General features: G+C 70.8%; 26 protein-coding genes, 2 tRNA genes and 2 pseudogenes. 18 read left to right on the top strand and 12 right to left on the bottom strand.

Annotation, left to right across the window (positions count from 1 at the left end):
• Positions 1–195: 195 nt before the first annotated feature.
• From HDA43_RS22015 to HDA43_RS21990, 6 genes are all read left to right on the top strand, one after another.
• Complete coding sequence (locus HDA43_RS22015; RefSeq protein WP_179824703.1) at positions 196–1,254, top strand: NADP-dependent oxidoreductase; 1,059 nt, start codon at positions 196–198, stop codon at positions 1,252–1,254.
• 45 nt (positions 1,255–1,299) lie between these two features.
• On the top strand, positions 1,300–1,575 hold the full coding sequence (locus HDA43_RS22010; protein WP_179824700.1) for a hypothetical protein: 276 nt from the start codon (positions 1,300–1,302) through the stop codon (positions 1,573–1,575).
• Positions 1,576–1,719: 144 nt separating this feature from the next.
• Positions 1,720–2,118, top strand: coding sequence for an OsmC family protein (locus tag HDA43_RS22005; RefSeq protein WP_179824698.1), 399 nt, complete (start codon positions 1,720–1,722; stop codon positions 2,116–2,118).
• Between the two features lie 680 nt (positions 2,119–2,798).
• Positions 2,799–2,872 (top strand) — tRNA-Lys (locus HDA43_RS22000).
• 259 nt (positions 2,873–3,131) lie between these two features.
• Positions 3,132–4,007 carry a lytic polysaccharide monooxygenase gene (locus HDA43_RS21995; RefSeq protein WP_218912359.1) on the top strand — a complete coding sequence of 292 codons (876 nt, stop codon included), beginning with the start codon at positions 3,132–3,134 and terminating at the stop codon, positions 4,005–4,007.
• A 65-nt stretch (positions 4,008–4,072) separates the two neighbouring features.
• Positions 4,073–4,705 carry a DUF305 domain-containing protein gene (locus tag HDA43_RS21990; RefSeq protein WP_179824696.1) on the top strand — a complete coding sequence of 211 codons (633 nt, stop codon included), beginning with the start codon at positions 4,073–4,075 and terminating at the stop codon, positions 4,703–4,705.
• Between the two features lie 77 nt (positions 4,706–4,782).
• Here the strand turns inward: HDA43_RS21990 and HDA43_RS21985 are convergent, their stop codons facing one another.
• Positions 4,783–5,301 (bottom strand): shikimate kinase, encoded by a 519-nt coding sequence (locus tag HDA43_RS21985; RefSeq protein ID WP_312873489.1) that lies wholly within the window; start codon positions 5,299–5,301, stop codon positions 4,783–4,785.
• Positions 5,302–5,377: 76 nt separating this feature from the next.
• On the opposite strand from HDA43_RS21985, the gene HDA43_RS21980 reads away from it, so the two are divergent.
• Both HDA43_RS21980 and HDA43_RS21975 read left to right on the top strand, forming a co-directional pair.
• Complete coding sequence (locus tag HDA43_RS21980; protein WP_179824694.1) at positions 5,378–5,641, top strand: DUF6458 family protein; 264 nt, start codon at positions 5,378–5,380, stop codon at positions 5,639–5,641.
• 125 nt (positions 5,642–5,766) lie between these two features.
• A complete protein-coding gene (locus HDA43_RS21975; protein WP_179824692.1) occupies positions 5,767–6,018 on the top strand; it encodes a DUF4235 domain-containing protein in 252 nt (83 codons plus the stop codon).
• A 189-nt stretch (positions 6,019–6,207) separates the two neighbouring features.
• Here the strand turns inward: HDA43_RS21975 and HDA43_RS21970 are convergent, their stop codons facing one another.
• A complete protein-coding gene (locus tag HDA43_RS21970; RefSeq protein ID WP_179824690.1) occupies positions 6,208–7,428 on the bottom strand; it encodes a glycosyltransferase in 1,221 nt (406 codons plus the stop codon).
• 152 nt (positions 7,429–7,580) lie between these two features.
• Here HDA43_RS21970 and HDA43_RS21965 point away from each other — a divergent pair, with 152 nt between their 5' ends.
• Together HDA43_RS21965 and HDA43_RS21960 are read left to right on the top strand one after the other, a co-directional pair.
• Positions 7,581–7,826, top strand: a complete 246-nt coding sequence (locus HDA43_RS21965; RefSeq protein ID WP_179824688.1) for a BON domain-containing protein — start codon at positions 7,581–7,583, stop codon at positions 7,824–7,826.
• A complete protein-coding gene (locus HDA43_RS21960; protein ID WP_312873488.1) occupies positions 7,823–8,536 on the top strand; it encodes a metallophosphoesterase family protein in 714 nt (237 codons plus the stop codon). The genes HDA43_RS21965 and HDA43_RS21960 overlap by 4 nt, the downstream gene beginning before the upstream one ends.
• 243 nt (positions 8,537–8,779) lie before the next feature.
• Here HDA43_RS21960 and HDA43_RS21955 read toward each other — a convergent pair whose 3' ends face one another.
• Together HDA43_RS21955 and HDA43_RS21950 are read right to left on the bottom strand one after the other, a co-directional pair.
• Positions 8,780–8,929, bottom strand: coding sequence for a GPGG-motif small membrane protein (locus HDA43_RS21955; protein WP_175593845.1), 150 nt, complete (start codon positions 8,927–8,929; stop codon positions 8,780–8,782).
• 22 nt (positions 8,930–8,951) lie between these two features.
• Positions 8,952–9,467, bottom strand: coding sequence for a DUF6328 family protein (locus HDA43_RS21950; protein ID WP_179824686.1), 516 nt, complete (start codon positions 9,465–9,467; stop codon positions 8,952–8,954).
• A 66-nt stretch (positions 9,468–9,533) separates the two neighbouring features.
• On the opposite strand from HDA43_RS21950, the gene HDA43_RS21945 reads away from it, so the two are divergent.
• Positions 9,534–10,130, top strand: coding sequence for a nucleotidyltransferase (locus HDA43_RS21945; protein WP_179824684.1), 597 nt, complete (start codon positions 9,534–9,536; stop codon positions 10,128–10,130).
• A gap of 87 nt (positions 10,131–10,217) precedes the next feature.
• Here the strand turns inward: HDA43_RS21945 and HDA43_RS21940 are convergent, their stop codons facing one another.
• Positions 10,218–10,586 carry a PRC-barrel domain containing protein gene (locus HDA43_RS21940; protein WP_179824683.1) on the bottom strand — a complete coding sequence of 123 codons (369 nt, stop codon included), beginning with the start codon at positions 10,584–10,586 and terminating at the stop codon, positions 10,218–10,220.
• Positions 10,587–11,014: 428 nt separating this feature from the next.
• Here HDA43_RS21940 and HDA43_RS21935 point away from each other — a divergent pair.
• Positions 11,015–11,091, top strand: a tRNA-Lys gene (locus HDA43_RS21935).
• A gap of 166 nt (positions 11,092–11,257) precedes the next feature.
• On the opposite strand, the gene HDA43_RS34455 is transcribed toward HDA43_RS21935, so the two are convergent.
• Together HDA43_RS34455 and HDA43_RS36755 are read right to left on the bottom strand one after the other, a co-directional pair.
• Positions 11,258–11,740 (bottom strand): WD40 repeat domain-containing protein, encoded by a 483-nt coding sequence (locus tag HDA43_RS34455; protein ID WP_312873487.1) that lies wholly within the window; start codon positions 11,738–11,740, stop codon positions 11,258–11,260.
• Positions 11,741–11,821: 81 nt separating this feature from the next.
• Positions 11,822–12,076: pseudogene (locus tag HDA43_RS36755) on the bottom strand (hypothetical protein); the annotation flags it as partial.
• Here HDA43_RS36755 and HDA43_RS21925 point away from each other — a divergent pair.
• A pseudogene (locus HDA43_RS21925) lies at positions 11,984–12,873 on the top strand (IS5 family transposase). The pseudogenes HDA43_RS36755 and HDA43_RS21925 sit on opposite strands and share 93 nt — an antisense overlap.
• Here the strand turns inward: HDA43_RS21925 and HDA43_RS21920 are convergent.
• The 3 genes from HDA43_RS21920 to HDA43_RS21910 form a co-directional block, all read right to left on the bottom strand.
• Positions 12,815–15,817 (bottom strand): WD40 repeat domain-containing protein, encoded by a 3,003-nt coding sequence (locus HDA43_RS21920; protein WP_179824682.1) that lies wholly within the window; start codon positions 15,815–15,817, stop codon positions 12,815–12,817. The pseudogene HDA43_RS21925 and the gene HDA43_RS21920 sit on opposite strands and share 59 nt — an antisense overlap.
• A 41-nt stretch (positions 15,818–15,858) precedes the next feature.
• Complete coding sequence (locus tag HDA43_RS21915) at positions 15,859–16,272, bottom strand: hypothetical protein (RefSeq protein WP_218912356.1); 414 nt, start codon at positions 16,270–16,272, stop codon at positions 15,859–15,861.
• A gap of 512 nt (positions 16,273–16,784) precedes the next feature.
• Positions 16,785–17,846, bottom strand: a complete 1,062-nt coding sequence (locus HDA43_RS21910; RefSeq protein WP_179824681.1) for an ArsR/SmtB family transcription factor — start codon at positions 17,844–17,846, stop codon at positions 16,785–16,787.
• 80 nt (positions 17,847–17,926) lie between these two features.
• Between HDA43_RS21910 and HDA43_RS21905 the strand changes: the two genes are divergently transcribed.
• Positions 17,927–19,168 (top strand): MFS transporter, encoded by a 1,242-nt coding sequence (locus HDA43_RS21905; RefSeq protein ID WP_179824680.1) that lies wholly within the window; start codon positions 17,927–17,929, stop codon positions 19,166–19,168.
• A 115-nt stretch (positions 19,169–19,283) separates the two neighbouring features.
• On the opposite strand, the gene HDA43_RS21900 is transcribed toward HDA43_RS21905, so the two are convergent.
• Positions 19,284–20,132, bottom strand: a complete 849-nt coding sequence (locus HDA43_RS21900) for an NAD(P)H-binding protein (RefSeq protein ID WP_179824679.1) — start codon at positions 20,130–20,132, stop codon at positions 19,284–19,286.
• Positions 20,133–20,260: 128 nt separating this feature from the next.
• Entirely contained in the window at positions 20,261–21,436 is a 1,176-nt protein-coding gene (locus HDA43_RS21895; protein ID WP_179824678.1) for an ROK family transcriptional regulator, read from the bottom strand.
• Positions 21,437–21,607: 171 nt separating this feature from the next.
• Between HDA43_RS21895 and HDA43_RS21890 the strand changes: the two genes are divergently transcribed.
• From HDA43_RS21890 to HDA43_RS21875, 4 genes are read left to right on the top strand one after another with little or no spacing between them, the layout of a single operon-like run.
• Positions 21,608–22,942 carry a glycoside hydrolase family 36 protein gene (locus tag HDA43_RS21890; RefSeq protein WP_179824676.1) on the top strand — a complete coding sequence of 445 codons (1,335 nt, stop codon included), beginning with the start codon at positions 21,608–21,610 and terminating at the stop codon, positions 22,940–22,942.
• The gene (locus HDA43_RS21885; RefSeq protein ID WP_218912355.1) at positions 22,939–23,961 is read left to right on the top strand and encodes a carbohydrate ABC transporter permease; all 1,023 of its coding nucleotides are present in this window, start codon (positions 22,939–22,941) and stop codon (positions 23,959–23,961) included. Before HDA43_RS21890 ends, HDA43_RS21885 begins: the two co-directional genes overlap by 4 nt.
• Positions 23,962–23,970: 9 nt before the next feature.
• Positions 23,971–24,852: a carbohydrate ABC transporter permease gene (locus HDA43_RS21880; RefSeq protein WP_218912354.1), complete on the top strand. Its 882-nt coding sequence runs from the start codon at positions 23,971–23,973 to the stop codon at positions 24,850–24,852.
• 18 nt (positions 24,853–24,870) lie between these two features.
• On the top strand, positions 24,871–26,205 hold the full coding sequence (locus HDA43_RS21875; RefSeq protein ID WP_179824674.1) for an ABC transporter substrate-binding protein: 1,335 nt from the start codon (positions 24,871–24,873) through the stop codon (positions 26,203–26,205).
• Positions 26,206–26,241 lie beyond the last annotated feature (36 nt).

Raw genomic sequence — 26,241 nt, 5'->3', positions numbered from 1 at the left:
CGCGCGGCCTCCCGGGACGGGGCGTCCCCCGGAGGGGGCGGCGCCCCGCGGGGCCGCGCCGTACGGGCGTCACCGCAGGCCGGGGGCGGTGTGTTCGGTCACAGAGATGAGAGATCCGCCCGGATGTGGGGATGGTCCCGTGCGCCGGACGCAGAACGCCTCCGGCGAAGGAGCAAAGGCCGAGGGGGCTTCAACATGGCAGACCAGACGTCCGACGGCCCGCGGTTCGCGGGCGGCACGATGTTCCGTGAGATCCGGCTCGCCTCGCGGCCCTCGGGGTGGCCGACCGAGGACGACTTCGAGATGGCCGACGCCGGGCCGCCCGACGTCCGCGACGGCCAGGTCCTCGTCCGCAACCTCTTCATGAGCGTCGACCCTTACATGCGGGGCCGGATGAACGAGGGCGAGTCCTACGTCCCGCCGTTCGAGCTCGGCAAGGCCCTGGAGGGCGGCGCGGTCGGCGAGGTCGTGGACTCGCGGGTCGCCGCCCTGGCGCCCGGCGACCTCGTCCTGCACAGGTACGGCTGGCGCGAGCACGCCGTCCTCGACGCCGGGCAGGCCCGCCGGATCGACCGGCTGCGGGGGATACCGCTGTCGGCCTACCTCGGTGTGCTCGGCATGCCGGGTCTCACCGCCTACGCCGGTCTCCTCGACATCGCCTCCTTCAAGGAGGGCGACGCGGTGTTCGTCTCCGGCGCGGCGGGGGCCGTGGGCAGCCTGGTCGGGCAGATCGCCCGTCTCAAGGGCGCCTCCCGGGTGGTGGGCAGCGCGGGCTCGGACGAGAAGGTCGCCTACCTGATCGAGGAGCTCGGGTTCGACGACGCCTTCAACTACAAGAAGGGCCGGGTCCACGACCTGCTGGCGCGGGCGGCCCCCGACGGCATCGACGTCTACTTCGACAACGTCGGCGGCGACCACCTGGAGGCCGCCATCGGCGCGCTCCGGACGTACGGCAGGGTCGCGATGTGCGGGGCGATCTCCGTCTACAACGCCCCCGAGCCGCCGCCGGGGCCGCGCAACCTCTTCCTCGCCGTGGGCAGGCGGCTCACCCTGCGCGGGTTCATCGCCGGCGACCACGCCGGCCGCATGGGCGACATGCTCGCCGAGGTGGCGCCGTGGCTCGCCGAGGGCCGGATCACCTTCCAGGAGACGGTCGTCGACGGCCTGGAGAACGCGCCCCGGGCCTTCATCGACATGCTGGGCGGCGCCAATGTCGGCAAGATGATCGTCCGGTTGGCGGCCGACCACGCATGATCAGCGTGATCGGAGGGCAGAAGGCGCGGTGAGGAGGTGGGACGGTTGGAAACGGACGAGTTGGAGGCGCTGCCGGCCCAGGAACTGCACGACCGCGCAGTCCGCTACGCGGTTCACCACGGGGACCTCGCGTTCCTGTGGGAGCTGCTCAAGATGATCCCCGCGGCGGAGGCGTCCACGGGCAACGAGGAGGAGACGGCCAACGAGCTCAGCCGGGTCTCGGCCCTGCTCAGCGACGCGGTGGCCGCCGGCGAGGGCGAGCTGGGGGAGGCGCTGCGCCCGTTCTACATCGAGTACCTGGCCAGGCACCCCGAGGCATAGGTTCCGTTCCGCGGGTCCCCGCGCCAGGCGGGACGGTCCGCAGAACAGGCTCCGGGCCCGGGGCTCCGGGTTCCGGGCCCCGGTCCGGGGCCCGGAGCCCGGCCCGTTTCGATAGGGTGAGCGGCGTAGCCGGGGAGGTGCGCCATGGCGCAGGTGAGAGTGGAGCGGACCGACGACGGGTTCGTGGCCCGCAACGATCGCGGGGCGGAGGTCGCCATGGGCGGCGCCGACGAGCAGGGGGTCTTCACCCCGGTCGAGCTGCTGCTCGCGGCCCTCGGCGGCTGCAACATCGTCACCGTGGAGCCGCTCACCGCCCAGCGCGGACACCGCCTGGTCCGGCTGGCCATGACCGTCCAGGCGGAGAAGGTCGAGCCGACGCTGCTCGGGCCGATCACCATCACCTACGACGTGGAGCTGCCCGAGGGCGACGAGAAGGCCGACGAGGTCTTCCGCGCGGTGGCCCGGCGCGTCGAGGACAAATACTGCACGGTGAGCCGGGCGCTGCGGGAGAAGAGCGAGGTCGTCCTCGAACTGCCCGCCTGACGGGCGCTTCCCGCGCCGTCTCCGCACCCGGGATCCCCGGGCCCGCGGGGGCTTTCCTGCGGTTGACCGAGTCCGCTGCGGAGGGCGGACGGACCCGTTCGGCTATACCGGGTCAAGCGTGGATGTAGGTCCAAAAACAACCCGCGTATGACGTGCTTCTTACGTTCGGTTCTGTACTGTTGTAGCAGGTCAAGGGGTTCTGCGAAGCCCGGGGGGAGCGTTGCAGAGACTTTTCACCGGATAAGGACGCGAGGGGGATCGCGTCCCCGAGCGGAGCCGCCCGAGTCTTGGGGGAGACGAAGGAAGGGCCCGCGAGGAGGCTGGGTTCGGGTAGTTGGGGGACTGCCCACCTGGCCGATGGGAGGCCGGACGGTTGGGGGGCTGTCCGGCCTCCGCTCTGCCGGGGCCCGGCGGTCGTCTGACCGCCGGGCCCCGGCTCTTTCACGGGGCCGCTCGTTCGGGGGCCGGGGAACCGTCCGTCCTCCGTCCTCCGTCCTCCGTCCTCCGTCCTCCGTCCTCCGTCCTCCGTCCTCCGTCCTCCGTCCGCCGAAGGTCCGGCTCTGTGCGGCGGGTCCAGGGTTCTTTCGCGGGGTCATCCGTACGGCGGGCCGTACCGCCCGTCCCCGCCCGGTTGATGTGCGTTGGCCCCGCGGCTGCTGCTACAGTTACGTCCGTCGCAAGCGCCGCTAGCTCAGTTGGTTAGAGCAGCTGACTCTTAATCAGCGGGTCCGGGGTTCGAGTCCCTGGCGGCGCACCGACGGGAAAGCCCAGGCCGGATCATCCGGCCTGGGCTTTCCTCATCGACGGGCGTTCCGGCGGCGCGCGCCATCACGTGGACCGGCGCCGCGGCCGAGCGGGGACGATGCCGCCGGGCGGGAGCCGAGGGAGCCGCGGGGAACACGTGGGAATGTCTGGCGCGGTGATACTAATTGTTAGTAAGGTTTACTTTTAATAACGTGCTATCCGTCGGCCGTTGGACATGCCCGCCTCCATTCCCCGAAGGAGGAGTCCACGTGCTCCTGCGACACAAGGCGGCCGCCGGCGCCGCCGCGCTCATCGTCACGTCCCTGGTCGTCCTGCTGCCCTCCACCCCGGCGGCCGCCCACGGCTCCATGTCGAACCCGCCCAGCCGCGCCTACGTCTGCCACCTGGAGGGCCCGGAGACGCCGAGGTCGGACGCCTGCAAGGCCGCCATCGCCGCCGGCGGCACCCAGGCGTTCTACGACTGGCACGAGGTCTCGCGGCTGGAGGCCGGGGGCAACCACCGCGCGATCATCCCGGACGGCAAGCTGTGCAGCGCCGGACGCGACAAGTACCGGGGCCTGGACCTGGCCCGGGCCGACTGGCCCGCCACGCGAGTCTCCCCGGGCCCGCTGACGATCACCTACCACGCGACCGCGCCGCACTCGAACAGCAACTTCGAGTTCTACATCACCAAGCAGAGCTGGAACCCGACGCAGCCGCTGCGCTGGTCGGACCTGGAGCCCATCAAGACCTTCACCAACCAGAACCCGACCACGTTCACCAACTGGACCATCAACCTCCCGCAGCGGACCGGCCGTCAGCTCATCTACTCGATCTGGCAGCGGGTGGTCGGCAGCACCGAGGCGTTCTACACCTGCTCCGACGTGGACTTCGGCGGGGGGACCACGCCCACCCCGACGCCCACGCCGACCGTGACCCCCACCGTGACCCCCACGGCGACGCCCACCGCCACCCCGACGGCGACCACCACGCCGCAGCCCGGTGACGCGTGGAAGGCGAACACCGCCTACGCGGTGGGCGCGCGCGTCACCTACGGTGGCCTGGCCTACCGGTGCCTGCAGGCGCACACCTCCCTGCCGGGCTGGGAGCCGCCGAACGCCTCCTCGCTCTGGACCCGCGCCTGATCCGCCGGCGGGCCGGGACGCCACGCCGTCCCGGCCCGCCGCAGCCCTCGCCGAGGAGGTCTCCCGTGAAGCGCATCGCCTGGGCCGTGCCGGGCCTCGCCCTGTGCGCCGCCCTGCTCGCCGGGTGCGGCACCGACGCCCACGAGTTCTACGGCACCGGCCCGGGCCACGGGGCGCACGGCGGGGGGAACGCCGCCGTGTCCGCTCCGGCGGTCGTCCCGGTGACCACCCCGCCCGGGGACGTCGACGCCGTCGACGTGATGTTCCTGCAGATGATGGGCCCGCACAACGGCCAGGGCGTACGGCTGGCACGGCTCGCCCGCGACCGCCCGGCCCGCCCGGAGGTCAGGATCCTGGCGGCGGCCATCGCCACCACCCAGGAGGCGGAGACCGCGACGATGGCCGGGTGGCTGAGGGCGTGGGGGCGGCCCCTGACCGCCGACCCCGGCGAGCACGCCGCCCACGGCGGCATGCCGGGCCTGACCGAGGCGGAGATCGGCTCCGTCGCGGACGCGCCGCCCGCCGAGTTCGAGCGCAGGTTCCTCAACATGGTGATCGCCCAGCAGGACGACGCGATCCAGCTGGCCAGGCTGGAGGCGATGAACGGGGTGAACCCCGAGGTGCGGGCGCTGGCGGGGCGGATCGAGGCGTCCCGTACGGCGCAGATCCAGCGGATGCTGGCACTGCTCGGCCGCTGACCGCCCGGCGGTGCGTCCGACGGCGCGTCCGGCGGTGCACTCGACGGCGTGTCCGGCGGCCGGTCCGGCCCGGCGGGTCAGCGGCCTTCGAGCGAGGCGAGCACCCGGGCGGCGACCTCGTCGGCGGTCAGCGCCGAGACGTCGAACGTCAGGTCCGCGACCTCGGCGAACAGCGGCCCCCGTACCGCGCGCTGTTCGGTGAGCATGGCCGCGAGGTCCGGCTCGAAGTGCGGGCGGTGCCCGCTCGACAGCATCCGCACGGCGAGCACGGCGGGCGGGGCGTCCAGCCAGACCACCAGCGCCGGGGCCAGCGCCCGGCGGCAGGCGGGGTTCTCCACCACGCTGGCCGCGGCGGCCGTCACCACCGAGGGCCGCTCGGCGAGGGCCTCGCGCAGATGCCTGGCCTCCCGCTCGTGGAGCACGCCCACGCCCTCCCGGGCGGCGGTCTCGGCCGCCGTCGCGCCGCCGTACCGGGCGGCCAGGTCGGGATCGCTGTCCCGCAGCGGCCGGCCTAGTTCGCGGGCCAGGATCCGGGCGACGGACGACTTGCCCGCCCCCATCAGGCCCGTGACGACGATCGGGGGGTCATATTTCACGTGTCCTCCCGCGAGGGACGTTTGAGATCCGTGGGTGGGATAGGGGATGGGGCGTTGGCTCGAAGGAGGTAATCCCATGACCATCGCAGGCGGCATCATCCTCATAATGCTCGGCGCGATTCTCACCTGGGCGGTCGAGTTCGACATCGCCGGGTTCGACATCAACGTCGTCGGTGTGATCCTGATGCTCGGCGGCCTCGTGTGGCTGCTGTTCGCGCTCTACCGGCTCCGCGTCGCACGCCGGGTCGTGCAGCCTCCCACCACCACGGTGATCGAGGACCCGGTGACCCAGCGTCGCGTCTACGAGGAGCGCAACTACGACGACCCGCCGGTCGTGTGATCCGAGGCGGTTCCCGGGCGCGGACGTCGCCCCTCGCTGCCGTCCGCTCCTCTGGTATGCACCGTTAACGGCGGTTTGTACCGGGTAGGCGCGGCCCCCATCGAACGCGAACGGAGGACGCGAAGTTGAGCAAGATCGTATCCAAGGGTACCGGCGCCGTGACCGGCCTGGTCGGCGGCGCCGTCGCCGGAGCCATCTTCAAGCAGGTCTGGAAGCTCGCCTCGGGCAAGGACGAGACCCCGGACCCGACCTCCGACCAGTACGGCTGGAAGGAGATCCTGGTCGCGGCGGCCATCCAGGGTGCGATCTTCGGAGTGGTCAAGGCCGTGATCGACCGGACCGCCACGGGGAAGATCCATCGAGCCACCGGCCGCTGACCCTCGCGGAGCGCCCCGGCCGCACCGGACCACCGGTGCGGCCGGGGCGCTCCCGCGTCTCCGAGGTGGTCGGGAGGTCCCCGCGTTCTCCACGGTCCTCAACAGGGGGCTCCCGCGTCCCCGCCGTCGTCGGGAGGCCCCCGCGTTTTCCACGGTCCTCAGCGGGGGCCTCCCGCGTTCCCGTCGCCGTCAGGCGGCTCCCGTGCCCCGGAAGGCCCCCGCCGCCGACCCCTGCGAGGCGAGCACCTCGGCGTAGACCGCGGCGGTACGGTCCGCCACCTCGTCCCAGCCGTAGCCGGACCTCGCCCGCGCGGCCGCGGCGGCGCCGTACGCGCCGAGCCGTGCCGGGTCGGCGAGCAGTTCGCGCAGGGCCTGGCCGAGTGCGGCAACGTCACGCGGCGGGACCAGCAGGCCGGTGACGCCGGGGACGACCGTGTCGAGATGTCCGCCCACCGCCGAGGCGACCACCGGCGTCCCGCAGGCCATGGCCTCCAGCGGCACGATCCCGAAGGGCTCGTACCAGGGGACGGTGACCACCGCGTCCGCCGCGCGCATCAGCGCGGGGACGTCCTCGCGGGTCACCCGGCCGATGAACCGGACGCGGTCCGCCACGCCGTACATGCGGGCGATCCGCATCAGTCGGGCCGGCTCCGGTTCGCCGGGGGAGCCGCCCGCGACGACGAGGGTGGCGTCCGGAACATGACGCAGTGCCCGGATCGTGGTCTCCACCCCCTTGCGCGGCACGGCCCGGCCGATGGCCAGCAGGACCGGTCCGGAGTCCCGGGGGCCGAGGTCCGCCGCGGGGCCGTCCGGGGTGAACGCCGCCAGGTCGACACCGCAGGGGATCACCCGTACCGCCCGCTCGGGCGCCCGCATCCGGACCAGCTCGGCGACCTCGTCGGCGCAGGTGGCGATCACCGCGTCCGCCTGCCGGGCGACGAGCGTCTCGGCGCCCACCCGTTCGCGCGGGCTGGTGTCGGCCTTCCCCTGGTGGCGCCGCTTGACCGCGCCGAGGGCGTGGAAGGTGTGCACGATCGGCACCGCGGTGTCCCGGGCGGCGGCCAGCGAGGCCAGCCCGCTCATCCAGAAGTGGCTGTGCGCGACGTCCGGAGGGGCCGCCTCCCAGCGCCGGGCCAGCCACCGGCCGAAGTCGGGCATCCAGGCCAGCAGGTCGTCCTTGGGCAGGGTCACGGCCGGGCCGGCCGGCACGTGGACCACGGTGACGCCAGGGGCGAAGGCCACCTCAGAGGGCTGAAAGGGACATTCCCGGCGGGTGTAGACGGTGACGTCGTGCCCCCGCTCGGCGAGTGCCCGGGAGAGGGCGGCGACGTGGACATTCTGGCCCCCGGCGTCGGCGCCGCCGACGGTCGCCAGAGGGCTGGCGTGTTCGGACACCATTGCGATCTTCATGGGCACGGCTCCGTGGCGGAAAATGCGACAGGGAACGTGCCTGCGTCCTAGGCATCCAATCGGAGGTAATTCCCCGGCCACGGGCTCTTTAAACGCGTTTGACCTCGGCGTTCTCGGGAAAGCGAGCGTTTTGGACGAAAGGAGTTCAGGCGATGGAGGCTCCGCAGTACGTCGCCGCGCGCGTGCAGAGCGCGCTGGCGGAGGACGAGAGGACCAACGAGCTGGGCATCCGCGTGGTCGTCCGGGGCGACCAGATCTTCCTGCACGGTCAGGTCTCCTGTGACGAGCGACGCTCGCTGATCGCCGACGTGGCCGGCGAGGCGGCTCCCGGACTGACGGTTCGCAACGAGATCGCCGTCATGGACGTCAGGGAACCCGGGGAGAGGGAGAAGCTGTGAGAGAGCTGCGGATCGCGGCCGTCGGGGACGTCCACCTGGACGAGAGCATGCGGGGCCGTTACCGCGAGCGGCTGGAGGACCTCGCCGACCACGCCGACGTGCTGCTCCTGGCCGGTGACCTCACCCGGCACGGCACGATCGAGGAGGCGCGGGTGGTGGCAGACGAGTTCCGTGACCTGCCGGTCCCGGTTATCGCCGTGCTCGGCAACCACGACTACCACTCCGACGTTCCCGGGGAGATCGCGGCCCTGCTGAAGAGCGTCGGGATCGCCGTGCTGCACGACGACTCGACCGTGCTCGACATCGACGGGGTACGGCTCGGCGTGGTCGGCGGCAAGGGGTTCGGCGGGGGGTACGCGGGCAAGTGCGCCAGCGACTTCGGCGAGCCCGAGATCAAGGCGTTCGTCGGGCACACCAAGCGGATCGCGGAGCGCTGGCGGGTGGCGCTGAAGGAGCTCCAGGCCGACCGCAAGGTGGTGCTGTCGCACTACTCCCCGGTCAAGGACACCCTTGAGGGCGAGCCCCTGGAGATCTACCCCTTCCTCGGCAGCTACCTGCTGGCCGAGGCGGTGGACGGCGAGGGCGCCGACCTGATCATCCACGGGCACGCGCACGCGGGCACGGAGAAGGGGGAGACGCCCGGCGGCGTCCGGGTGCGCAACGTGGCGCTGCCGGTGCTGAAACGCGCCTACGGGCTGTACTGCCTCTGAGGCCCTGAGCTTGTCCTGCCCCGAGGCCGTGGGCTGTCCCGCCCTGAGGCCCTGAGCTGTCCCGCCCTGAGGCCGTGGGCCGCTCCGCCTCTGAGAGAACCCCCGCCGGGGAGAGGAACCGGTAAGAAGCCGTCAGGGAAAGAAGAAGCGGGCCGGGTGTGAACCCGGCCCGCCGATGCTTTTGTTTGGAATTCGGGGCGACTTCGTGTTCGGTTGTTCAGTGCGCGGGCTCATAAGCCCGCATCAGACATTGAAGATGCTCACGCCTCCGGGGCCGACCAGGAAACCGAGGACGATGAGGACGATCCCCCAGAGGAGGTCGCGGCGGGCCAGGATGACGTAGATCCCGGCGATGACGAGAACGACTGCGATGATCCAGAGCAAGGTAGCCATGACAATGCACTGCCCTCACGTTTCACGGCTTAACATCCTTGCTCCGGTAGAGATCGACGATGGGCTGGAGGATCCACAGCCAGACGCTGGACAGGGCGATCGCGCCGCCGAACAGCGCGGCCGGCCAGGCGTTGATGACCGTCTCCGCGACCAGCGCCACCGAGGTGGTCATCGCGATCGCGAGCCCGATGGCCCCGGCGATGCCGAGCTCGTTGGCCCGGTGCAGCATCCTCTCCTTCAGTCCGCTCCGGAACAGCAGGCGGTGCTGGGCGGCGGGGGTGATGAAGCAGACGGAGGCGAGGGCGGCGCTCAGCAACGCGATGAAGAACAGCCAGCGGCCCAACGAGTCCACCTTGTGGAAACCGCTGGCGAACGGCAGGGTCAGCAGAAACGCGAACAGGACCTGGACGCCCGTGACGGCGACCCGCAGTCCCTGCAGCAGCTCTCCGAGCTCCCGGTCCACCCGTTCCTTGTGGCTCTCGTTCGGCTGGGGATCCTCCTCGGTCGACTCTTTTTGGACAAATTCCGGCTGAATCATGCCATTCCAATGCCCTGGTAAAAGATTGCCATGCCTACCTGCGGAGACACGGGGTAAGCGAGTCCCATGGGAAGTCACAGCCATGAGGTAACGGATTCGATCCTGGAGACATTGAAGCGGGCGAGTACGGCCCTGAAGGACGCGAAGGTGAGGTTCGCGCTCGCCGGCGGGTGCGCCGCCTACGCCCGCGGGGCCGCGCCCTCGTTGCACGACGTCGACTTCGTCCTGCCCCAGGAGGACGTGCCGACGGCCCTGGAAGCGCTGCGCGAGCTGGGCTTCGAGACGGCCAAGCCCCCGGAGGACTGGCTGGTCAAGGCCTACGACGAGGGCAGACTGGTAGATCTGATCTTCAACATCTGCGGCAACCCGGTCACCCCGGAGCTACTTGAGCGGTCCGAGCAGATGAAGGCCTCGGCCGTCATCGTGCCGGTCTTGGAGGCGACCGACCTGGTGATCTCCTGGCTCCTGCCGCTGTCGGAGCACAGTTGCGACTACGGCTCGCTTCTTCCGCAGGTCAGGGCTTTGCGTGAGCAGGTCGACTGGGACCGGGTGGCGTCGGTCGCCCAGGTCTCGCCGTACGCCTCCACTTTCCTGACCCTGCTGGAGCGCCTGGAGGTGATCCCCGGCCCCGTCGACGCCACGGGCGACTCCTCGTGGCCCTGAACTCCCCGTGGCGGACCGGCCGGTCCGCCACGCGAAGGGGCCCCGCCATCAGGCGGGGCCCCTTTCATGTGTTTCGCCGCGGCCAGGTCAGAAGGTGCCGGGCCCGTCGTAGGGGAAGCGGCCGTAGTAGTCGCCCACCGTCTTGCGGTAGGTCGGCTCCTTGAAGGTCGCCTCATCGAACTCCGGAGCGTTCTTGATCTCTTCCTTGGTACGGGCCAGATAGACCCTGCGCTCCTGCGGGTCGATCCGGGTCACCGTGCTGGCCGGCAGCATGACCTTCTTGCCGAAGATCCACGGGCCGGTGTCGACGACGATGTAGCTCTCACCGACGTCGTAGGTCGCCTCGTCCACGGAGCCGATCTTCCCGTCGGTCGCCTCGACGTGATAGCCCGCGAGATCCAGGGTCTTGTCGTCACCGTAGATGTCGGATCGGTAGTTCCAGAGATCAGGCTGCATGGTGTCTGTCTCCCTTGGTCGGTTCTCCGGACTCCACCCTGCTACCCGGGGAATGAGACCTAAACGAGACCTGGCGGCGCCTGGGAGAACCGGGGAAACGGCTTTCCCTCCCCGAGGAAGAGGATCATCGACCTCGACCAGGGGATGGGCGTACGGCGGTGCGGGGCTGCCGATCGGAGCCCGGCGGCGAAATGTCACCTCGGGGCGAGACGTTGCTTGCCGATGGAATTCAAAGCATGGGAGATGCTTGTGTAGATATGCACTTATTTCGCCAGTTATGCGCATGTCTAGGCGAATCTACGAGGGCTGGGATGGCTTGCCAGTGGGGTCAGGGGCCGCGCGGCGGTCCCGGGCCGGTGGTGACGGACGAGTGCGGGCACTTCGGGTACGGACCACTGCCGCGAATCCGGTAGTCTTGTCGAAGTCGGGCGCCGCTAGCTCAGTTGGTTAGAGCAGCTGACTCTTAATCAGCGGGTCCGGGGTTCGAGTCCCTGGCGGCGCACCAGCGAGGAACCCCAGGTCAGTATCACTGACCTGGGGTTTCTCCATTCGGTGATCACCTCGACGGCGCCTCGCGCCCGGCGTTGATCACGATGGTCGCTCGTCGGCTGCCCGTCTTTCGTGATCTTGTCAGCGTCATGATCGATGTGCGTCCGTGATTCCGATCACCGTCATGGGCACGCTGCGGTGTACGGAATGTCGTCGCCGAAGTACCCCCGCCATTTGGCGGTCGTGAGACTCCCCTTTGTGATGCCGCAGATGCGTCGGGCGGCCAGATCCACGTCCAAAGACCACAGTGACGTCTCCCGGTGCGAGCTGGTCAGGGCCAAGGTGTGTCCGTCTGGCCTGAACGTCACCGCGGTGATGGAGCCGACGTGTCCGAGAATCGGTTCGCCCTTGGGCGCGGCCGTGGCCGGATCGGAGACGTCCCACAGATGGATGGCTCCATCGTCTCCGCCGCTGGCCAACGTTCGCCCGTCCGGGCTGAACGCCAACGTAAGGATGGAGCCGGTGTGGCCGGGAAGCGGTCTGCCCCAGGGCGTGGGGTGGGCCGGATCGGAGACCCGCCAGAGCGCTATGGACTGATCGATGCTCGTCCCCATCAGCTCGTCGGCCGCGGCTGCCAGGGTGGCGCCGTCCGGGCTGAACGCCACGGCGTACACCATCTGCGCGGGGGCGGTGATGGGCTGTCCTAGGGGCACGGGGCGGGCCGGATCGGAGACGTCCCACAGCCGTACCGTTCCCTGGCCGCTCCCCACGGCCAGGGTTCGACCGTCTGGGCCGAACGCCGCCGAGAGTGCCCCTGTTTCCGGTGCGGGCAGCGGTGAGCTCAAGGGTCTGGGGCTAAGGCGTGTCTGATAAATGATCTCGGTGGTGCGGTTAGATGATTCCTCGTGGTGCGACGAGGTGAGCTGACTGACAAGGCCTGGCAGCGGATCGAGCCCCTGCTGCCCGCCAAGGATGGCAGGGGACGGCCCTGGCGGGATCACCGCGCGGTCATCAACGGGATCTTGTGGAGGTTGCGGACCGGAGCGCCCTGGCGCGACGTACCGGAGCGCTACGGTCCCTGGCAGACCTGCTACGAGCGGTTCAAACGCTGGGAGGAAGACGGCACCTGGACCCGCCTGCTGGAGGAGATGCAGGTCAAAGACGACTCCCTCGGTGCGGTGGAGCTGGTCGTCAGCGTCGACTCCACCATCGCCCGAGCCCACCAGCACGCTGCCGGCGCCCGAAAAAGGGGGACGGCGGAGGGACGATCGACGCGAAAGCCTCCCAAAGACGACAAGCCCTCGGCCGATCCCGGGGCGGGCTGACCACCAAGCTCCATCTGATCACCGAAGCCCGTGGCCTGCCGCTTGCCCTGCACCTGACCGGCGGCAACATCAACGACTGCACCGCCTTCGAAGCGGTGATGGGCACCTTCCGGCTGCGCCGTCGCATCGGCCGTCCCCGTACCCGGCCGGACCGGCTGGTGGCGGATAAGGGCTACTCCTTTCGGAAGATCCGCCTGCATCTGCGGCGGCGCGGCATCGGCGCGGTCATCCCTGAGCGGTCCGATCAGATCGCCGCCCGCAAGCGCAAGGGCAGCCGCGGAGGCCGCCCGCCCGCCTTCGATGCCGCGGCCTACAAGGGGCGTAACGTGGTGGAGCGGTGCTTTGCCAAGCTCAAGCAGTGGCGAGCCGTCGCCACCCGCTACGACAAGCTCGCCGGCCGCTACCTCGCGGGCGTCACCATCGCTTCCCTGCTGCTCTGGCTCCGCCACGCCGAATTATCAGACACGCCTTAGCCGGGTCGGAGAGGTCCCACAACACGGTGTGCCCGTCGCTGTCGCAGATGGCGAGCATCCGTCCGTCAGGGCTCATCGCCACGGCATCGATACCGCGTGCCTGGCTCCGAAGTGGTCGGCCTCGAGGACGTGGGCTGCCCTGATCTGGTACATCCCAGAGCCGGAGGGAGCCTATGTCATGCAGGCTTGCCAGCATCCGCCCGCCCGGGCCGAACGCCATCGCGCTGCCCTCAATGGCGAGCCGCGAGCCGGGCAGGTTCCACAGCAGAAGCGATCGGTCGTAGCTCGCGCTGGCCAGCGTCCGCCCGTCCGGGCCGAACGCCAGGGACGAGGCGCCCGACGTATGGCCGGTGAGCGACGGACTGAGGCGGGTGGGACGTGCCGGGTCCGAAACGTCCCAGAGCACGATGGATCGGCTGCCGCTGTCGGCAACGGCGAGTGTGCGGCCGTCGGGAGACAAGGCGATCGCGCTGGGACCGCCGGGCCCCTCGACGGTGAGCCGGCCCGCCTCGGTGATCAGCTGACGCTCCGGCCGGGAGATGTTCCACAGCCGGATGGTTTCGTCCTCGCCCGCGCTGGCCAGCGTCTCTCCCACCGAGGCCAGGTCCTTGACACCGGTGTGCTTCATCACTCCCAGCAGAGTGGGTCTGGCCGGGCGGTCGAGGTTCCACAGCCGGATCGTCTGGCCGTCGGCGCCGGCCAGAGCATGTCCGTCCGCCACGAAGGTCAGGGCGTCGATCACGTGGGCGTGCCCGGTCAGCGGCCGGCCCAGCGGAAGGGGACGGGCCATGTCGGTGACATCCCACAGCCGGATCGCCACGTCGTCTCCGCTGGCGAGTGTGCGGCCGTCAGGGCTGAGGGCCATGGCGGTGACGCCGCGGCCATTACCGGTGATCGGCCGGCCCAGCGGGACGGGCCGGGCCGGGTCGGAAACGTCCCACGCCCGGATCGTCTCGTCACCAGCGGAGCCGATGAGGGTATGCCCGTCCGGACTGAACACCATGGGCTGCGGGGAGCGCTCCCTGCGTGCGGCGCCGGGCACACCGATCGGCCGGCCCAGCGGGACGGGCCGGGCCGGGTCGGACAGGTCCCACAGCCGGATCGTCAGGTCGTCGCCCGCGCTGGCGAGCACGCGGCCGTCGGGTCTGTACGTGATCGAGTTGACCACATCCGCGTGCCCGAGCAGCGGTGTGGGCAACGCGCTGTTCGCCTCGCTGATCACCCGCGTGAATGTGTCGTCGTCCGCCTTCACACGATGGGCAGCCAAGGCGAGTTGCGCGGAAAGCGACGCATCGGACTCGCGCTGACGATCCGCTTCAACCATGATCCGGCTGGCTCTGGCCATGTCTCGCTGCTGCGCTGCTTCCAGCCCTTGCCAGATGACGACACCGGTCGTGGCGAGCAGGATCAGGACGAGCACAGCGATGGTGATCTTGGCTGCGAACCGGATCCTTCGTTCCCGGAGATCGCTCTCTCGGGAGGCGGTCAGGAATGCCCGCGCGGCGGTGCTGAGTTCGGCAGGGTCGATTTCCCGCGTCTGTTCCAGGTTCGCGCCACGGTAGAGGAACGACGGATCCCGATCCTGCTTCTCCCAGGTGCTCGCGGCCTCTTCCAGCTTCTGCCGGCTCAGCCGGCCGATGCGGTCGGTGTTGAGCCACGTATGCAGCCGGGGCCAGTCGCGCAGGAGTGCCTCGTGTGTGATCTCGACAGTGTCCCGGTGGCGGGTCAGCAGCCGGGCAGAGGTGAACTGGTCCACCACCGCCGCGGCCAGCGGGGGATCACCACTGGTTGCGACCAGTTCGTCGTACAGGATGCGGCGGCGGGCGTCCTCGCTCTGCTCCCCGACCTTGACCAGCCGGACGAGCAGCCGCTCGGCCAGTCGGCCTCCCTCCGGGGGCAGTCGGTCGTAGACCTGGTCGGCGGTTTTGGCCAGGGCTCCGTAGATGCGTCCGGTCTGCTTGTAGCCGTCCACGGTGAGCGTGTCGCCGTCCCTCTGCTGCCAGGTCGTACGCAGTGCGTGCGCTAGCAGGGGGAGACGCCCTTCCTCGTATGAGCCGGGCCCCGTCTCACCCGACGTGACTCCCAGATCGGCGAAGAGCAGCTCGACGAGGCCGCGCTCGATGCTCAGTCCCACCTTCTCCGCCGGGCGGAGGACGGCCTCGCGCAGTTCGGCCTCCGACATCGCCCCGACGCGCAGCGACCCATCGTGGAAGGCGGAGCGCAGCTCGGGATGGTCGCTGAGGGCGGGATAGAAGTCGGCGCGCACGCCGATCACGACGAGCGCGGCAGGCCGCCGGCCGTCCCGGCAGCCGGACAGGCCGACGATCAATTGGACGAAGCGCCGCCGTTGCTCTTCGTCGTCGCAGAGCGTGAACAGCTCCTCGAACTGATCGATGACCACCACCAGGCGCGGACCATCCGCGGCGGCGAGCCGGCACGTCCACTCATCCGGATCCTCCGTGCCTGTGACCTGCGCGAGCTGTTCTGTCAGCGCCTCTACCGGCCGATTGGACGGAGTGAACACGCACTTGTGCCATCGGCTCGACCCCGGGACGCGATCCAGGTCGAGCTCGCGCAGGAGACCGGCCTGCAGCAGTGAGCTCTTGCCCGCTCCCGATTTCCCTTCGACCACCTGGATGCCGCCGGACACCTGCCGGCGGTCCAGGCGGGCTATGAGCTCGGAGAGCAGGGAACCCCTGCCGAAGAACCAGTCGGCGTACCGTCGGTCAAAGCCAGAAAGGCCGGGATACGGGCAGGTGGTGATCGTGGAGACGGCGCCCGGAGGCGCCTTCCCGGATGTCAGGAAGAACTGCTGGACCTCGGCCTGGTAGACCCTGCTGTTACCGTCGGCCCGTACGTTGAAGTGGATTACTTCATCCCCGGCGCGCACCATCCCCGAACCGGCCGCCTCCTCCTCTGGAAGCGGCGGTTGCGCGCGGCTCATGCGATGGTCGGACACATCCGCCCAAGACCCTTCCTGTCCGCCTAATGCTCGGTGAAGTGCTGGTCGCCCGCAGCCTGGTAGACGCGCCCTTGGTCCTGGGCGGTGGCCGTCATCGTGACGGTTCTGCCCTGCGGCGACGCCGGGGCCAGCGCCGGCTTGAGTACCTCGTCGAGGACACGCTGTATCTCCTGAGCGAGCGCGGGGTCGTCACGGAGGAGTTGCTGCAACCGGATCTGCCAGGAACCTGCCAGCGCCCGCTCGGTGTCGGTGTCGCCCTCGTCCCTGGCGGCGAGGACGAGCGTGCGGGCATCGGTCAGCTCCTGCTCGACGACGTCGGCTTGGTCCGGACGCGCCTTCTGCCAGAGCGCCACGGCCCCTGACCGGACCTGCTGCCAGGCGTCGGTGGCCATCGCCGTTACCAGAGCCGTCCCGAATGTCAGGATAAGAGGGTCCACCTAATCTCCTTCGCAGAGCGGCTGGAAGGTTATTTAAGCCTCAAATTGTCATTTACGGGCAGAACATATGTGAGCCGGGCTCGAACAAGGTTGTTCGGGAACTATTACCTGCCCGTACGTTACCGCTTGGTGCCCTGACCATCAAAAGCTCTTCGCCGGCTTGTTGGTCGCCGCATTTTGCGGAGGGCGTTTCCGCAGTTCGAAGCACATCATCGGTGATTTCTGCGGATGCCTTGCCCGCCACCCCGGCCTCTTGTGACAGGTTTCGTGGCCCCATGGCTGCTCGGGGGTCGCCCGATGCCGCGGAATGGGGTGTCATGGCATGGCCTTGGGTGGCACGTAAACCGGCTGAAAGTCGTACAGTCCAGCACCGATCGACGAGGCATGGTGGCACGAGAGGACGAACCACTGACTCCTGAGCAGCGAGTCCGGGGTTCGAGTCCCCGGCGGTGCACGGAAAGAACACCCGGGTCGGCATGCCGATCTGGGCCTTCTTCGGTTGCGCGGGCGGGTCAGGCGGGGGCGGCGGCGAGGAGGGAGTCGGCCACCGCCGTACGGGCGTACAGCACGGAGCGACCGGCCCGGTGGGCGGTGACCAGGCCCGCGTCGCGCAGGACGGTCAGGTGCTGGGAGACCCCCGCCGCCGACAGCCCGGACCGCCGCGCGAGCTGGGTGGTGGAGGCCGGCGACTCCAGCTCGGCCAGCAGCAGCGCGCGGGACCGGCCGAGCACGGCGGCCATGGCGTCGGCGTCCGCGCCCACGCGTCGCTCCCAGACCGACCCGAACCCGCGGGCCGGGTAGGCGATCTGCAGCGGTTCGGACGCGGCCACCCTGGTGAGTACGTGCGGCCAGGAGAACACCGAGGGCAGTAGGACCAGCCCCGGGCTGGCATGCTCCCGGGTGACCGTGCAGTGCCGCCTGACGAGCCGCAGGGTGTCGTCGCCCCAGCTCACCGAGGCGTGCAGGTCGTTGAGCAGGTGGGCGGCGCCGTACTCGGCCACCTGCCGGGCCCGGTGGAAGACGTCGGCCTCCAGCGTCGCGCGGATGCGGGCCCAGTAGGGGGCGAGGGCCAGCTCCCAATAGGTCTCGATCTCGGCCGTCACCCGGTCGAGGTCCTCGGCCGGGTCGCGCCGGGACGGCACGACCGCCGGACCGCCGGAACCCCGCCGCGGCCGTCCCGCCGCCGGGTCGCCGGGGTCCCGCTTCACCGCCGGGTGGCCGGGTCCCTGGCGCGTCCGCTCGGCCGCCAGGACGGCGAGGTCCCGGCGCGCCTGCTCGGCGGAGGTCGCCCGGATCGCGGCCAGCTCGGCCTCCAGGGTGGGGAACGGCGTGGCCGGGGTGGGGGTGAGGAAGTCGGCGAGGTAGCCGGTGGCGGGGACCAGGCGGGCGAGCCGGCCGCGGTCCAGGCCCGCCGCCCGCAGCCGGGGCAGCACCTGTTCGGCCCACGGCCGGTGCGGTTCCGGCACGGAGGGCCCGGCCAGGACGCGGAAGCTGGTCACGACCTCCCACATCGGGGACACGGCGAAACGGGTGTGCGCCAGGTCGCCCGTCGAGAAGGCCAGTTCGGTCCGCATGCCCGCTCCTCCGGTGGCCGATGATTCAGCCTCAGCTTAATCAATGGTCTCCTTCGAGCGGAACGCGCAGGATCTGCGCCATGTCCTCTCTGCGTTCCGCCCTGGCCGTCCAGTTCGGCGGCTTCCCGCGGCCCGTCTGGGTCCTCTTCACTGGGACCGTCGTCAGCCGGCTCGGTTACCTGGTCGGTCCGTTCCTGGTGTTCTTCCTGGCCACCCGTGGCGTCTCCGCCGAGCAGACCCCCTACGTCCTGGGCGCGCTGGGCGCCGGGAACCTCGTCGGCCCGATGCTGGGCGGCCTGCTCGCCGACCGGCTGGGCCGGCGGCCCACGATGCTGATCGGTCTGACCGGCAACGCCGCCGCCGCCGGAGCGCTGTTCGCGGCGCCGGGACTGGTCACGCTGGCGCTCGCCGCGGCGCTGCTCAGCGCGGCCGGGGCGCTGGTCACCCCGGCGGTGTACGCGATGATGGCCGACACGGTCATGCCGGAGCGGCGCCGGGCGGCGTACTCGCTGTTCGGCTGGGGGATCAACGTCGGCACCGCGGTCGCCGGGGTGCTCGGCGGGTTCCTGGCCGAGCGCGGGTACTGGCTGCTGTTCGGAGTGGACGCCGCCACCTCGCTCGCCGTCGCGTTCGTCATCGCGGTCCTACTGCCGGCCGACCGTTCGGGCCGGGCCCCGGAGACCGAGGGCGCGGGCTACGGGGTGGTGCTACGCGACCGGCTGCTGCTCGCCCTGCTGCCGCTGTTCGGCGTCCAACTCCTGGTCTACTCGCTCACTGAGGTCGCCCTGCCCCTCGCCATTCGCGACGACGGGCTGTCCCCGGCCGTCTACGGCTTCATGGCCATGGTCAACGCGGTGGTGGTCGTGGTGCTCCAGCCGGTCGCCACGGGCCTGCTCACCCGGCTTCCGCAGCTTCCGGTGCTCGGCGCGGCGAGCGTGCTGATCGCGGTCGGCGTCGCACTGACCGGAGTGGCCGAGCGGCCGGTCGAGTACGCGCTGACCGTGCTGCTGTGGTCGGTCGGGGAGGCGTGCGTCGGCGGGATCGCCGCCGCGATCGTCGCGAACCTGGCGCCGGCCCACGCCCGCGGCCGCTACCAGGGCGCCTTCCAGTGGACGTGGGGGCTGGCCCGGTTCATCGCGCTGACCGTGGGCGCCGCGGTCTACACGAGCTTCGACCCGGCCGTGCTCTGGTGGTCGGCCCTGGTGGCGGGGGTGTCGACCGGGATCGCGGTCGTGGCGATGGGGCCGGCCGTGGCCCGCCGTACCGCCGTCCCCGAGCCGGCCGGGCCCGCCAAACCGGTCGGCGTCGCGGTGACCGCCTGACGGTGGCCGGGGCGCGGGAGACGGGTACGGACCCGGCGCGGCCGGCATCCTCCCAGGCTCGTGCCCGCCCCCGGTGGGCATGAGCCTGGGAGGACGGTGTCCGGGAGGGCGGTGGTCAGCGGAAGTCGCCGGCGTGGTCGATCGCCCACTGCCGGAACGGCGTCGCCGGGACCCCGGTGACCTTCTCGAACGTGGCGGTGGTCGTCTCGGGTGACGTCACCATCGCGTCGTGGGCGGCGACGATGCCCTCGGCCATGGCGGCCGGCATGCCGCCCGCCACGAGGTCCCTGAGCGTGTTCTCCGGGGGGACCTCCTCCCAGCGCACCGGGCGGCCGATCGCCTCGCCGATGGCGGCCGCCTGCTCGGCCTGGGTCAGGGTCTCCGGCCCGGTCAGCTCGTAGACCGCCCCGGCGTGGCCGTCCCCGGTCAGCGCGAGCACCCCGACGGTCGCGATGTCCCGTTCGTGGATCAGCGCCCGGCCCGCCGCCCCGTGGGACCTGCGGACCACGCCCGTGGCGCGGATCTCCGGCGCCCACAGCAGGGTGTTCACCGCGAACCCGCCGGGACGCAGGAACGTCCATTCCACGCCGGCCCCCCTGATCAGACGCTCCAGGTAGGCGTGGGAGCCCAGGATCGAGCCCGGCGCCCGCTCCAGGTCGTCGGACACGCCGCGCGCGGAGACGTAGACCACGCGGCGCGCCCGTCCGGCGATCCTCTCGACGGCGGCCGCGGCGGCGTGGTCGGCCGCCAGCGTGGGCCAGAGCAGGAACACCGCTTCCACCCCGTCCAGCGCGGTGTCCAGGGAGGCGGGGTCGGCCAGGTCGCCCCGCACCGCCTCGACGCCGTCCGGCAGGGCCGCCGCGGCGGGGTCGCGGGTCAGCGCGCGTACGGCGACGCCCCTGTCCAGCAGCTGGGAGACGACGTGCCCGCCGACGTTGCCGGTCGCCCCGGTGACCAGAATCATGAGATTGATCTCTTTCCTCGGTGGAAGTGCTGAGATCAGCCTGCAACCTCGACCAAAGTCGAGGTCAACCCGGGCGAGACCGGGGCCGGGGTCCGTACGGCCGGCCGTGCGGGCCGGTGGCCGTACGGTCAGCGGGTGACGGACAGCGGGAGCGGCAGGGCGGGTCCCGTGTCGGCGGCGAAGAGCTGCCGGTCGAGGTGGTCGGCGGCGTAGTCGATCGCGCCGAGGACGACGCACTCGTCGCCCAGCGTGGAGGCCCGCAGCTCCGGCATGCGCAGGCAGACCGCCTCCAGTCTGCTGCGCAGCGGGGGCAGCAGCACGTCGGCGGAGCGGGAGAAGCCGCCGCCCAGCACCACGAGCTCCGGGTCGAGGGTGAGCACGGTCGCGGCGGCGCCGACGGCCAGCTCGTCGACGTAGCGCTCGACGGCCGCCACGGCGGCCGGGTCGCCGGCGCGCGCCGCCGCCAGGACGTAGCCCGCGGCGTCCTCCGGCGGCGTGCCCTCCGGCACGATCGCGCAGCCGTGCAGGTGCGTGATCGCGCTCTTCCAGCGGGTCTCCGGCAGCATGCCGATCTCGCCCGCCGCGGCCCCGAACCCGCGGTGCAGCCTGCCGTCGATGATCAGACCGGTGCCCATCCTGCGCCCGATGTGCAGGAACACGACCTCCCGGGAGCCGCGGGCCACCCCGCGGCGGGTCTCGGCCAGCGCGGCGAGCCGGCTGTCGTTCTCGACCAGCACGTCGCAGGGGAACTTCCCGCCCAGCAGGCCGGCCAGGTCGAGGCCGCTCCAGTTGGGGATCGCCGCGGAGAAGATGACCCGGCCGTCGCGGTCGACGAGCCCGGTGGTGCCGATCACGACCGTCCACAGGTTCCCCGCGGTCAGTCCGCTCATGGCCAGACAGCCCGCGACCGCCCGTTCCACCACGGCCAGGCGGTCGGCGACGGGGGTGTCGGGCCGGACCGCCTGCCGGGTCTCGGCCACGATGTTGCCGTCGAGGTCGGCGACCGCGGCGCGCACGTTGTGCGCCCCGATGTCGACCCCGGCCAGGTAGCCGCTGCCGGAGCGGAACCGGTAGCGGCGGGCGGGCCTGCCCACCGTCCCCGGCGTCGGGGGGACCTCCTCGACCCAGCCCAGGCCCATCAGCTCGTCCACGACCTCCTTGGTGGACGGCCTCGACAGGCCGGTGCGGGAGGCGATGGCCGACAGGGGGAGCGGCTCGGTCCCGCGCAGCGCCCTGATCGCCGACAGTGCGTTGAGCTGCCGGAGCCGGGAGAGGTCTCCGCCGCTCGGCGGGGGATTCGACATCGCCATCCCTAATGTAGGTCTCCTGTTTAAAGCCCAAGTATGCCAGTGATCCCCGCCCTGGGCAGAGGGAATCGGGCCGGACTTTTCCTGGAAAACGGCCATTGCCCGCTGATGGCTGCGGTGTTAATAATGATGGACTCCTTCGTAACTGAGCGAGAGCGAGGAAGCTCGATGCCGCGTACCGGCTTCACAGACGTGGGCGAGACCACGTGCGACCCCCGGTGGGCGCGGGTCTTCGAGCACGGCTGGCAATCCTGGAGCCCCACCGGCGCCCACCCCCTCGACGGCACGCCTCCCCGGCCGGCCGACGACAACATCCACCTCATCTGCTACCGCCCGGAGACCCCCGTCCCGGCCGGGACGTTCCAGGGCGAGGGACTGCTCGCCGTCGATCCCGGGGACGGCGGCCCGGTCGCCGTCTGGTCGGCGCCGGACCCGCTGACCGTCCCCTCCATCAGGGCCCGCGCCGAGGGCGGACGGCTGGTGATCTCCGCGGACGGCCCGGTACGGCACTGGCTGGCCGAGGGCGGCCTGGACGCCGCGCTGCGCGGCTGGGCCGGCACCATGGCCGAGGGACACGCGCCCGCCGCCTTCCCGGCGGTGCCGCCGATGTGGTGCAGCTGGTACGGCTACTTCGACCGGGTCACCGAGAACGACATCGTCGACAACCTCGACCTGGCCGCCCGGCACGGCATCGACGCGGACATGTTCCTCATCGACGACGGCTACGAGGCGGGCATCGGTGACTGGCTGGAGATCCGGCCGGGGTTCGGCTCGCTGGAACGGGCGGTGGACGCCGTCGTCAGGACGGGCCGCCGGGCCGGCATCTGGGTCGCGCCGTACCTCGTGGGCCACGGCAGCCGCCTCTTCCGGGAGCACCCCGACTGGCTGGTCGGCGGCCCGGACGGGCCGGTGAGCGCCGGGCGCATGTGGGACCAGGAACTGGCCGTGCTGGACGTCACCCACCCCGACGCCGCCGCCCACCTGATCGGCGTCTTCGAGGGCCTGGCCCGCCTGGGCGTGACCCACTTCAAGCTCGACTACTGCTACGCCGGGGCGCTGGCCGGCGCGCGGCACGAGGACGTGGACCCGATCACCGCCTACCGGCGCGGTCTGGAGCTGGTCCGCGCCGGAGCCGGCCCGGACGCCACGCTGCACGGCTGCGGCGCCCCGCTGCTGCCCAGCATCGGCCTGGTGGACATCATGCGGGTCAGCCCTGACATGGCGCCCAACCTGATGCCCCGCTCGGGCGACATCAGCCAGCCGTCCCAGCTCGGCGCCCGGCTCACCGGCGCGGCCCGCGAGTTCCTGCACGCCCGCTGGTGGGTCAACGACCCCGACTGCGTCATCCTGCGGCCGGAGGTGGAGGCGCGCGAGGAGTGGGCCGCCCACATCGCCGCGACCGGGGGCCTGCGCGGGTCGAGCGACCCCATCGCCGCGCTGGACGAGTGGGGGCTGCGGACCACCAGGGAGCTGATGGTCCCCACCGCCACGGAGCCGTCGTGACCGCCCCCCGTTCCGGCGCCGGCCTCGGCGCGCACCCCGGCCCCGCCCCCGCCCCGGACGTCGAGGGGCCCGCCGCCCCCGCCGGACCGACGGGCACGGCGGACTCCCGCCCCGCGCGGCGGCCCCGGCGAGGGCTCCGCGGACTCCGCGGGCTCGGCGACCTGCACGCCTATCTCTTCATCGCGCCGAGCCTGTTCGGCGTGCTGGCCTTCCTGCTGCTGCCGGTCCTGATCGTCCTGGTCCTGAGCTTCTTCGACTGGGAGCTGCTGTCCGATCCCACGTTCGTCGGCCTGGACAACTACCGGCGGATGGCCGGGGACGGCGGCGTGTGGCGCTCGCTGCTGGTGACCGTGGGCTACGTGCTGCTGTGCATCCCGCTGCAGACCGTGCTCGCCATGGTCCTCGCCCTGCTGCTGAACCAGCGCCTCGCGGGCGTGCGGTTCTACCGCGCGCTGTACGTGGTGCCGTGGATGGCCACCCCGATCGTGCTGGGCCTGACCTGGAAGTGGATCTTCGATCCGCGCGACGGCGTGGTCAACAACGTCCTCGCCCTGTTCGGCGTCACCGGGCCCGCCTGGCTGTCGGACCCCACCTGGGCGCTGCCCGCGATCGCCCTGGTCAACGTCTGGCAGTACGCCGGCTACAACATGCTGTTCTTCCTCGCCGGTCTGCAGGGCATCCCGCGCGAGCTCTACGACGCCGCCGCCGTGGACGGCGCCGCGCCGGTCCAGCGGTTCTTCCGGGTCACCCTGCCGCTGCTGAACCCCACGATGTTCTTCGTCCTGGTGACCAACCTGATCGGCGCCTTCCAGGTCTTCGACACCGTCTTCGTGATGACCGACGGCGGGCCGAGCCACCGGACCGAGGTGATCAACTTCAAGATCTACGGCACCGCGTTCCGGGAGTTCGACTTCGGGTACGCCTCGGCGCTGTCGATGCTGCTCTTCGTGGTCATCCTCGCCGTGACGCTGGTCCAGGTCCGGTTCTTCGCCAAGCGCACCACCTACGACCTGAGCTGAGGGACGACGATGACGATGACGGCGACCAAGACGGCGACCGGCGCGCTGCCCGGACCGCCGGCCGGGAAGAAGCCCCGGAGGAGGGCCCGGCGGATCCTGCTGCACGCGGTGCTCGCCGCCGGAGCCTTCGTCACGGTCTTCCCCTACCTGCTGGTCGTGCTGACCGCGTTCAAGAGCAGGAGCCAGCTCAACTCCACCGAGCCGTGGCTGCCGGGTCTCCCGCCGACCACCGCCAACCTGACCACGCTGCTCGCGTCGGACTTCCCCCGCTATCTCGGCAACACGCTGCTGATGACCGTCGCGCTCACCGCGGGCCAGCTCGTCTTCACCACCTTCGCCGCCTACGCCTTCGCGCGGCTGCGCTTCCGCGGCCGGGACGCGCTGTTCTGGCTGTACCTGGCGACGCTCATGGTGCCGGGCGCCGTCACGGTGATCCCGCTGTTCCTCATCATGCGCGAGCTGGAGCTGATCAACACCTGGTGGGGCCTGCTCCTCCCGCACCTGCTGGGCACGCCGTACGGGATCTTCCTGATGCGGCAGTTCTTCCGCGGCCTGCCCGCCGGGATCGAGGAGGCCGCGCGGATCGACGGCGCCGGGCCCCTGACGGTGCTGGTGCGCGTCCTGCTGCCGCTGTGCCGGCCCGCCCTGGGCACGCTGGCGATCATCACGGTGATCTCCTCGTGGAACTCCTTCCTGTGGCCGCTGATCATCACCAGCGGTGACGACACCAAGGTCATCACGGTCGCGCTGGCCGGCCTGAGGAACGGCATCGGCGTCGACCAGAACCTGATCATGGCCGGCGGCCTGATCGCGCTGCTGCCCATGCTCCTGATCTTCATCTTCTTCCAGCGGTACATCGTCCGGTCGGTGGTCCTGACCGGCCTGAAATGAACAGTGAGAGGCCAGAACATGCACACCCCCCGCATCCGCTGGGCCGCGGCGCTCGCCGGCGCCGCGCTCCTCACCGCCGTCTCCGCCTGCGGCTCCTCCGACTCCTCCGGCTCCTCCTCCGGGGGGTCGGGCGAGAAGGTCACGCTCACCTACCGGCTCTGGGACGAGCAGCAGAAGGTCGGCTACGAGAAGGTGATGGCCGCCTTCGAGAAGGCCAACCCGAACATCGATGTCACCGTCGAGATGCTGCCCTGGGACCAGTACTGGACCAAGCTCACCGCCGACGCGGTGGCGGGCACCGCGCCCGACGTCTTCTGGATGCAGACCTCCTACTTCCCCGAGTTCGTCACCAAGGGCGTGCTGGCCGACCTCAGCCCGCTGAAGCTGGACACGAGCAAGTACCACAAGACCGTCGTGGACGCCTACACCTACCAGGGCAAGCTGTACGGCGTGCCCAAGGACTGGGGCATCGTCGGCCTGCTGTACAACAAGGACGCCTTCAAGAAGGCGGGCGTCGAGATGCCGGAGAAGCTGACCTGGGCGCCCGACGGCTCCGGCACGCTCCTGGAGACGGCCCGCAAGCTCACCGTGGACGAGGCCGGCAAGCACCCCGGCGAGCCCGGTTTCGACGCCGGCAAGGTCGAGCAGTACGGCTTCGGCTCCTGGAACCACTACCAGACGCAGTGGATGAACTGGGTGGAGTCCAACGGCGGCAAGCTCGTGGACAAGAACTTCGGCCACTACACCTTCAACGACGACGCCTCCGTCCAGGCACTGCAGTTCGGCGTCGACCTGGTGAACAAGTACCACGTCGCGCCGCCGGCCGCCCAGACCAACCTGCCGACCGGCAAGATGACCGAGATGTTCGAGCGGGGCGAGGTCGCCATGTTCCCGGCGAACAACGCCCTCCTGCCGTTCGTCGCCCCGGAGATCAACTTTGAGATCGGCATCGCGATGATGCCCGAGGGCCCCAAGGGGCGCTCGGTGAACCTCAACGGCCTGTCCGAGGCGGTCTACGCCAAGACCGAGCACCCGGCCGAGGCGAACAAGCTGGCCGCCTTCCTCGGCTCGCCCGAGGCGCAGAAGATCATGGCCGACGGCGGCTACGTCTTCCCGGCGCTGGTGGAGTTCGGCCAGAACTACGTCGACTACTGGAAGAACAGCAAGAAGCTCGACGTCTCGCCCTTCCTTGAGGAGTCCAAGGGCACCACGTACGGCATGCCGGTCGTCACCGGCTTCCCCGGCTACGAGTCGAAGCTGGTGCAGATCTTCAACGAGATGTACCTCGGCCGGATCACCCCCAGGCAGGCCGCCGACCAGGCGGTCCAGGAGGGCAACGCGAGCATCGGCTGACCCGCCCGGCCCCGTCCCCCCCTTCCCCGCAGGCAC

This window comes from Streptosporangium sandarakinum (assembly GCF_013409935.1).
In the GTDB taxonomy this organism is placed as follows: domain Bacteria; phylum Actinomycetota; class Actinomycetes; order Streptosporangiales; family Streptosporangiaceae; genus Streptosporangium; species Streptosporangium nondiastaticum.
This window is presented reverse-complemented; position numbering and strand designations above follow the sequence as displayed.

Coding starts and splice junctions, on each gene's coding strand:
- HDA43_RS22015 (WP_179824703.1), top strand. CDS start 196: ATGGCAGACCAGACGTCCGACGGCCCGCGGTTCGCGGGCGGCACGATG.
- HDA43_RS22005 (WP_179824698.1), top strand. CDS start 1,720: ATGGCGCAGGTGAGAGTGGAGCGGACCGACGACGGGTTCGTGGCCCGC.
- HDA43_RS21980 (WP_179824694.1), top strand. CDS start 5,378: ATGACCATCGCAGGCGGCATCATCCTCATAATGCTCGGCGCGATTCTC.
- HDA43_RS21970 (WP_179824690.1), bottom strand. CDS start 7,428: ATGAAGATCGCAATGGTGTCCGAACACGCCAGCCCTCTGGCGACCGTC.
- HDA43_RS21965 (WP_179824688.1), top strand. CDS start 7,581: ATGGAGGCTCCGCAGTACGTCGCCGCGCGCGTGCAGAGCGCGCTGGCG.
- HDA43_RS21955 (WP_175593845.1), bottom strand. CDS start 8,929: ATGGCTACCTTGCTCTGGATCATCGCAGTCGTTCTCGTCATCGCCGGG.
- HDA43_RS21950 (WP_179824686.1), bottom strand. CDS start 9,467: ATGATTCAGCCGGAATTTGTCCAAAAAGAGTCGACCGAGGAGGATCCC.
- HDA43_RS21945 (WP_179824684.1), top strand. CDS start 9,534: ATGGGAAGTCACAGCCATGAGGTAACGGATTCGATCCTGGAGACATTG.
- HDA43_RS21940 (WP_179824683.1), bottom strand. CDS start 10,586: ATGCAGCCTGATCTCTGGAACTACCGATCCGACATCTACGGTGACGAC.
- HDA43_RS21920 (WP_179824682.1), bottom strand. CDS start 15,817: ATGAGCCGCGCGCAACCGCCGCTTCCAGAGGAGGAGGCGGCCGGTTCG.
- HDA43_RS21910 (WP_179824681.1), bottom strand. CDS start 17,846: ATGCGGACCGAACTGGCCTTCTCGACGGGCGACCTGGCGCACACCCGT.
- HDA43_RS21905 (WP_179824680.1), top strand. CDS start 17,927: ATGTCCTCTCTGCGTTCCGCCCTGGCCGTCCAGTTCGGCGGCTTCCCG.
- HDA43_RS21900 (WP_179824679.1), bottom strand. CDS start 20,132: ATGATTCTGGTCACCGGGGCGACCGGCAACGTCGGCGGGCACGTCGTC.
- HDA43_RS21895 (WP_179824678.1), bottom strand. CDS start 21,436: ATGTCGAATCCCCCGCCGAGCGGCGGAGACCTCTCCCGGCTCCGGCAG.
- HDA43_RS21890 (WP_179824676.1), top strand. CDS start 21,608: ATGCCGCGTACCGGCTTCACAGACGTGGGCGAGACCACGTGCGACCCC.
- HDA43_RS21880 (WP_218912354.1), top strand. CDS start 23,971: ATGACGATGACGGCGACCAAGACGGCGACCGGCGCGCTGCCCGGACCG.
- HDA43_RS21875 (WP_179824674.1), top strand. CDS start 24,871: ATGCACACCCCCCGCATCCGCTGGGCCGCGGCGCTCGCCGGCGCCGCG.